At 32.1% G+C, this 7,375-nt stretch carries 7 protein-coding genes; 6 read left to right on the top strand and 1 reads right to left on the bottom strand.

Annotated elements, in window-relative coordinates:
* On the bottom strand, window positions 1-454 hold a 454-nt coding region (locus AR334_RS30000; RefSeq protein ID WP_172799255.1), incomplete at its 3' end, for an Ig-like domain-containing protein.
* A gap of 294 nt (window positions 455-748) precedes the next feature.
* On the opposite strand from AR334_RS30000, the gene galU reads away from it, so the two are divergent.
* The 6 genes from galU to AR334_RS29995 form a co-directional block, all read left to right on the top strand.
* Window positions 749-1,621 carry a UTP--glucose-1-phosphate uridylyltransferase GalU gene (gene galU / locus AR334_RS18850; RefSeq protein WP_066315254.1) on the top strand — a complete coding sequence of 291 codons (873 nt, stop codon included), beginning with the start codon at window positions 749-751 and terminating at the stop codon, window positions 1,619-1,621.
* Between the two features lie 341 nt (window positions 1,622-1,962).
* A complete protein-coding gene (locus AR334_RS18845) occupies window positions 1,963-3,411 on the top strand; it encodes a flippase (RefSeq protein ID WP_066315249.1) in 1,449 nt (482 codons plus the stop codon).
* Window positions 3,404-4,666, top strand: a complete 1,263-nt coding sequence (locus tag AR334_RS18840) for a glycosyltransferase family 4 protein (RefSeq protein WP_066315244.1) — start codon at window positions 3,404-3,406, stop codon at window positions 4,664-4,666. The genes AR334_RS18845 and AR334_RS18840 overlap by 8 nt, the downstream gene beginning before the upstream one ends.
* Window positions 4,667-4,741: 75 nt before the next feature.
* Window positions 4,742-5,722, top strand: coding sequence for a glycosyltransferase (locus tag AR334_RS18835; protein ID WP_066315239.1), 981 nt, complete (start codon window positions 4,742-4,744; stop codon window positions 5,720-5,722).
* A 38-nt stretch (window positions 5,723-5,760) separates the two neighbouring features.
* Window positions 5,761-6,720: a glycosyltransferase family 2 protein gene (locus AR334_RS18830; protein WP_066315232.1), complete on the top strand. Its 960-nt coding sequence runs from the start codon at window positions 5,761-5,763 to the stop codon at window positions 6,718-6,720.
* A 282-nt stretch (window positions 6,721-7,002) separates the two neighbouring features.
* On the top strand, window positions 7,003-7,375 hold a 373-nt coding region (locus AR334_RS29995), incomplete at its 3' end, for an Ig-like domain-containing protein (RefSeq protein ID WP_172799254.1).

Genomic DNA, 7,375 nt, shown 5'->3' with positions numbered 1-7,375 from the left:
GCGGGGCATCAATAGAGCCTAGGGCCGGGAGGGCCGGGGCATTTTGGACATTTATTTGGCTTTGGAGTTCGTTCACAGCACCATTATTCCCAGTCTCTCTAACCGTTAGTTTGTGTTGTCCATTGGTTAGATTCTTGGTATTTAGCGTAAATTGGTAGCCGGAGTTGGCATTCTGATAAGCAGGATAAGCACTTTCTACATCAGGACGCCAAATGCCATAATTGGCAGTGCCCATGTTCTTTCCATCTACCAGTATCTCTATCTTGGATACGCCGCTTCCATCTAAGAACCAGCCTCTAATAGCAACTTCCCCATTTACAGTAGAACCATTTGTTGGAGTATCAATAACCCCTATTGGTGCCAAATTAGAAGCATATGCTGTTGTGATATTTAAATACAATAGCATTACAATTCCTGCCAAGAAAATTGCGGCAATATTTTTATATACCTTCATTTCTCCTTCCTTTCTATCAGGTTATTAATCTTTATTTATAATACTATTTTTCCTTCAAAAAATACACAGAAATTACACCATTTTTCAGCCCGTTATACCTAATTCTTAAAATTTTCGCCAGCATTCAACAGCATTTTATGTACGCTTTCCAGCGTCCTTGACTATAATTTGATTTAGCTTGTTAATTTTAATTTATTATGAAATAATTTTAGTAAATATAAATTGTTTACAATATAATTTCTGAGAAGTTAGAAGTTTTTTATGATTTAAAGACTTAGGAAAGGACAAATTGAAATGAAAAAAGTAAAAAAAGCCATAATACCTGCGGCTGGTCTTGGAACACGTTTTTTACCAGCAACGAAGGCTATGCCAAAAGAGATGCTTCCAATTGTTGATAAGCCAACAATACAGTATATTGTCGAAGAAGCAATTGAATCTGGAATTGAAGATATCATTATTGTAACTGGAAAAGGAAAAAGGGCCATTGAAGACCACTTTGATTACGCCTATGAACTTGAGCAAACCCTCCTCAATAAAGAAAAGTTTGATTTGTTAGAGAAGGTACAAGAGCCCTCAAGGATGGTTGATATCCATTATATAAGACAAAAGGAACCTAAGGGATTAGGTCATGCAGTTTGGTGTGCCCGTAACTTTATTGGAAATGAACCATTTGCGGTTTTACTTGGGGATGATATTGTTCAGGCTGAGACTCCTTGCCTTAAACAATTAATGAATGTCTATGACAATACTCATTCTTCTGTTATAGGAGTACTAAGGGTTCCTGAAAAGGAAACTAATCGTTATGGCATAATTGACCCAATTGAACAGTATGACCGCTCTTACCAAGTGCGTAATTTTGTTGAGAAACCACAATTAGGAACCGCACCTTCCAATTTGGCGATTATTGGTAGATATATTTTTACACCTGAAATTTTTATGTTTTTAGAAAAACAAGAAATTGGGGCTGGAGGGGAAATTCAGTTAACGGACGCAATCCAAAAATTAAACCAGATTCAGCGTGTATTTGCTTATGAATTTGAAGGAAAACGTTATGATGTTGGAGAAAAGCTTGGGTTTATTGAAACTACCATTGAATTTGCCCTTCAAAAGGAAGAATTGAAAGAACAGTTGTTAAAATTCATGCAAAAAAAACTTGAAGAACAATAAAATATTCGAATTAAGAATATAGCAAAGCTTTTAGATGTTTATAAATTTATTGTTGAAGTAACTCAAATTTTGCTAAATGTATGCGCGAAATTTGAGTTTTTATTTTGTCTAGAAGAGGAAAAAATAGGATTGGTTACATAGTGATTAGATGAATACCATATAAATCCTAAAAATTTTTTAATCATTTTGATTGCCTTAATGGGAATCATGCTTATACTAGAGAAGGGAAATTATTCAAAATACTGCGAGTGTGTGTAATAACCCTTTGCATCATTTTCATTTGAAGAATATGACAAAAAACGATAAAAAACTACAAACTACTACGAAAGGGTGATTGGAAGTTGAAACAAAAATCCATAAAAATGAATTATGTATTTAATACCATTTTGACAGTTTCAAACCTCCTTTTTCCATTAATCACCTTCCCTTACGTTGCAAGAATATTAGGTCCTGAAGGTATAGGAAAGGTAAACTATTCAATCACGGTTGCTTCATATTTTATTATGATTGCTCAGGTAGGAATCCCTGTTTACGGGATAAAAGAAATTTCAAAGGTTCGTGAGAATAAACAAAACCTTAATAAGGTTTTTTCGGAGTTGTTTACCTTAAGTTCTATAATGACAGTTTTCACTGTGATTATGTATAGCATTGTTTTTTTATTTAGTACAAAAATGCAAAGCGAGGAATTGTTGTTCTTTGTTGCGGGTATAAGCATCTTTCTTAGTTTATTCTCAATTGATTGGCTGTATAGCGGATTAGAAGAGTATAAATTTATTGCCCTGAGGAGTATATTTGTAAAAATCATTTCTGTTATCATGCTTTTTTCTTTAGTTCACAATAGTGATGATTATATTATTTATGCCATTATTTTAGTCTTAGTTACGTTTATAACAAATATATTAAATGTAGTTGCGGCGAGGAAAAAAGTAAAATTTACTATAAAAAGTCTTGACTTGAAAAGACATCTAAAACCTATTTTTGCTTTGTTTTTAGCAGGCTTAATTGGAAGTATCTACGCTAATTTAGACATCATATTGCTCGGGAATATGGTTGGTGATGAATATGTAGGATATTATTCTACAACTAGGAAAATCTCGGGGTTAATTTTAGCCATCATAGGGTCGCTAGGTACTGTACTAGTTCCAAGGTTATCATATTACTTAGATAAAAATATGAAAGAAGAATATAATCAACTAGCACAAAAATCATTGAATTTTATTTATTTTTTATCATTCCCTGCCATTATATATATAATATTTATGTCAAAGGATATTCTTTTATTTTTTGGAGGGAAGGAGTTTATTACCGCTAGTATTTCTTTGCAAATTGTAGCGTTTCAAGTATTAGCGACTAGTTTAGCCACTTTTTATGGATTTCAGGTCATATTACCTCATAATGATGAAAAATCTATGGTAAAGGCAAATTTTGCCGGAGCAATTGTAAATGTAGCATTAAATCTAATTTTAATTAAGAGTTTTTATCACAATGCAACTAGCCTTGCTATTGTATTGTCTGAATTAACAGTAACACTTGCGCTAATATATTTATCTAAATCCTACAGAAATTTCAAATTGTATAATAATGATAGTATAAATTATTTAAAAGGTAGTCTTTTATTAATTATTTGTTTGTTGATTGTTAAAATCTTTCTAGCGGATAACTTCCTAATCAATCTGATTATAACTGCATTTCTTAGTGGAATTATTTACTTTGGTTATTTGCTAAAAAATAAGGAGGAATTTACAACTTTGATACTTGATAGGTTTGTTAGGAGGAACAAAAATGCATAAAGAGCGATTGGTGTTGCTGTTTGATATTGAATGGTTTGAAAGAGTGCACCTTTTTAAAGACGTTGGAATGATCCCTGCCTATTTTAGTAAATTATATGATTTTGACAGCACCATTGTTTTTTATGAACATGAAAAAAACCATGCTTTAAAACAAAAAGAATGTGACATAAATCTAATTCGAATTAAAAAAAATGGTGCAAACAAAGTTAAATGGTTAAGGAATTTTGTTTCACCGATGTCACTTTATCTAATTAGAAATGCAAAAAACATTGATGTACTAATGCTTTTCCATCTAAAAAAAGAAAATTATTATTATAGATTTTTATATAAAATTTTTAATCCGAAGGGAAAGGTTTATTTAAAGTTAGATAAGGATGAAACAGGGGTTAAAGGGTTAGAAAAATACAAGAAAGAGGAACAAAAAAGCCTAAATGTCTTTAACTATAAAGATGGATTTGTAGCATATTTAAAGACGATTAAACGAAAGATTTCTCTTAAAAGGATACAAAATGAATTATCTAAATTCGAATTGATCAGTGTTGAAACAAAAAATGCATATGATCGGCTTCGAAAAGTATTTGGAAATAAAGTCAGTGAAAACTTTATTTTAATACCCAACGGTTTTCCCGATGAAAATGAAAGTCTAGAATATGTTAAGGACTTTAAGGACAAAGAAAATATTATTATCACGGTTGGAAGAATAGGAACGGAACAAAAAAATAATGAAATGCTCTTAAAGGCCGCCGAAAGACTTCGTTTTAATGACTGGAAGATATATTTTATTGGTCCCATTGAAAAACATTTTGAAAAATATATACATGATTTTTATAATCATAATCCCGAACTGAAAGACAAAGTAATTTTTACTGGAAATGTCAATGAAAAAAGTAAATTATATGAGTGGTATGCTAGGAGCAAAGTATTTTGTTTAACATCAAGGTATGAGGGTTTTCCCTTAGTTTTCCCTGAAGCGATTTATTTTGGTGATTATATTGTCTCAACTAAAGTTGGAGCTGATGAGGATATAACAAAAGGTGGCGTTTTAGGAAAACGAATTAATCAGGATGATATCGATTCCTTAGCAAAAACGCTACAGGATATTATTGATAATAAAATTGACATTGGCAAAAAATATGATGAAGTTGTAAACTTTAGCAGAGAAAATTTTGTGTGGGATAAGATTTTAGAAAAGATTTATTATAAACTTTATTTAAATGAAAACTCACCTCATACCAATGTTCAGAAAAAACAGTAGAAATTTATCATAGAAACGGTCGATATAAATTGAGTTAAAAAAAGTTAATTTACAGAATTAATTGGAGATAAATGTATGAATCCAAAAATAAGTATCATTGTTCCAGTCTTTAATGTTGAAAATTTTATTCATGATTGTCTTAAAAGTATTCTAAATCAGACCTTTCGTGATTTTGAACTTATTTTGGTTAATGATGGCTCTACGGACCAGAGTGGGGTTATTTGTGATGAATATGCCAAAAGTGATAAAAGAATCACTGTTATTCACAAAGAAAATGGAGGTCAGTCTTCTGCCAGGAATGTAGGAATTGATATAGCAACGGGAGACTTTTTAGGCTTTATTGACAGCGATGATTGGATAGATAAGGATATGTATGAAATACTGTATACAAAAGTATTAGAAACCGGTTCTGATATAGCAGCATGTAATTTAATGCAATATAATAAAGACTCAACAGGTTATTTATACAGTAATGATACGAATAATCAAATATATAATCGACACGATGCAATGCATGAGCTTTATTTAAATGAAAGACTAACTTTTAGTCCATGTAATAAATTATATAAAAAGGAATTATTCAACGGGATTAGATTTAAACAGGGATCTATTCTAGAAGATATGGATTTTGCCTATCGCATCATCGATAAAGTAAATATGCTTTATTACACAGGTCAACCACTTTATAATTACCGTTTTAATGAAAATAGCACGATGAGAAAAACTTTTTCGAAAAAGCGTCTAGACGAATATAATGTAAGAAAAGATATGTATTTATTTTATCTGGAAAACTATCCAGAAATAGCGAATGAAGTATATGCTGAATGGTTTTTAACCGGTTTGATGTTGTATATCAATATCGAAAAGTATTACCAAAGTGAAAAGAATACTTATAAATATTTAATTGATGTCGACCGCAAAAAATTAAGGGCCTTATTATCTAAAGAAAGCTATAATCGCAAGAAAAAAATCCTGTTGGCAGCTGCGGTTATTTCGCCGAAAATTCTGGTAAGGTTTTATCGAATTTATTGGGATAAAATCAAGAAGGCTTTATAAAAGCGTGAATAAGCTTACTTTGCTTTGGAGTTGAAAAAATGAATGCTTTTATTATTTTGAATTACAATACGTGGGAAATGACCATTCGATGTGTAGAGTCCATTTTTGAAACCTGCAAACACGATTATACCATTTATATAGTGGACAATGGGTCCTTAAATGATTCCTATCAAAATCTTAAACAACAATTCAAAGATCAGAAAAATGTGATTGTCATCCAATCCGAAAATTTTGGATATGCCAGGGGAAATAACATTGGGATCAGACAAGCGATTAAAGATGGACATGACTTCATTACGATCGCCAACAATGATGTCATTTTTTTAGAGGAAAGTGTCGACCAGATGTGTTCCTTTTTAGAAAAAAATCAGGATGTTGCGGTAGCAGCTCCTTACATTCTATCACCCGAAGGGGAATTGCAAAATTTACCGTCTTTAAAACCAATATCAATACGCGACTATTTTTTGTATAATACAAAACTAAGCAATTTTGCCTCAGCAAAACGGAAAAGGCAGTATCATCTTGACTATTATTTAACTGGGAATTCCATTAAAGATGACCCTATCCCTATTTATAAGTTTTCTGGCTGTTGCTTTATGGCAAGAGGGGATATGCTCGAGAAAATTGGATGGTTTGATGAACATACATTTTTATACTACGAAGAAGATATCCTTAGTCATAAGATGTATAAATCGGGTTATAAGGCATATTATTTACCTTACGCAAAAATCGTTCATCACCATGGTCTGACGACCGGTAAAGACAACCTGTTTGTTGATACAGAAATGTTAAAGAGCGAGATGTATTTTCTGTCCAATATTTATAGGTTAAATTTATTTTTCTTACTGTTCATCTATATGGATCGTGCTTTAACTCCTATTATGAAAAAGATAAAAAAGAAATATAACCTTACTTTTAAAGAATATACTGCGTTTCTAAGAAAAACTTGGTCGCATTTTCTAAGATGCTCAAAAATTAGAAGTGACAGGGAAATATAGATAAACTCAATAAAAGGATCCTCCAATTTTGGGGGTTCTTTTTTAGTTGTTTTTTTGGTGAAAAATAGTGAATTTTAGGGGGGAATATTAAATATGAAGGCATGGAGACTGTCGAAATTTCCATTGTCCTGTAAATAATTGTTTGATATTATTAAATTGTGTTGTTACCAAACTATAAATTGAGAGGTGAATATCATAAAGAATTTAGCAACAAAATATTTACTGTTTGCTGCCATTTTTACTATTTTAGTATTTACTAATAATAGTAGGGTTGTTGCAAACGTGGAGGTTCTCTCTCCTATAGGAATGGTCGATACCCCTTTGTATGGTACTTCAGTTAAAGGGGAAGTGGCAATTAACGGCTGGTTCTTAGATGGCAGCGGCGTATCCAAGATAGAGATACTGGTAGATGGAAAGAGCGTGGGCACTGCAAATTATGGCATTTGGCGTCCTGATGTAGAAAGTGCTTATCCTGCCTATCAAAATGCAAATTCCGGCTACCAATTTACACTGAATACCAAGAATCTAACCAATGGACAACACAAACTAACGGTTAGAGAGATTGGGAATAACGGTGCTGTGAACGAACTCCAAAGCCAAATAAATGTCCAAAATGCCCCGGCCCTCCCGGCCCTAGGCTCTATTGATGCCCCGC

Origin of the sequence: Bacillus sp. FJAT-29814 (assembly GCF_001510715.1) — a bacterium.
In the GTDB taxonomy this organism is placed as follows: domain Bacteria; phylum Bacillota; class Bacilli; order Bacillales; family Cytobacillaceae; genus Neobacillus.
This window is presented reverse-complemented; position numbering and strand designations above follow the sequence as displayed.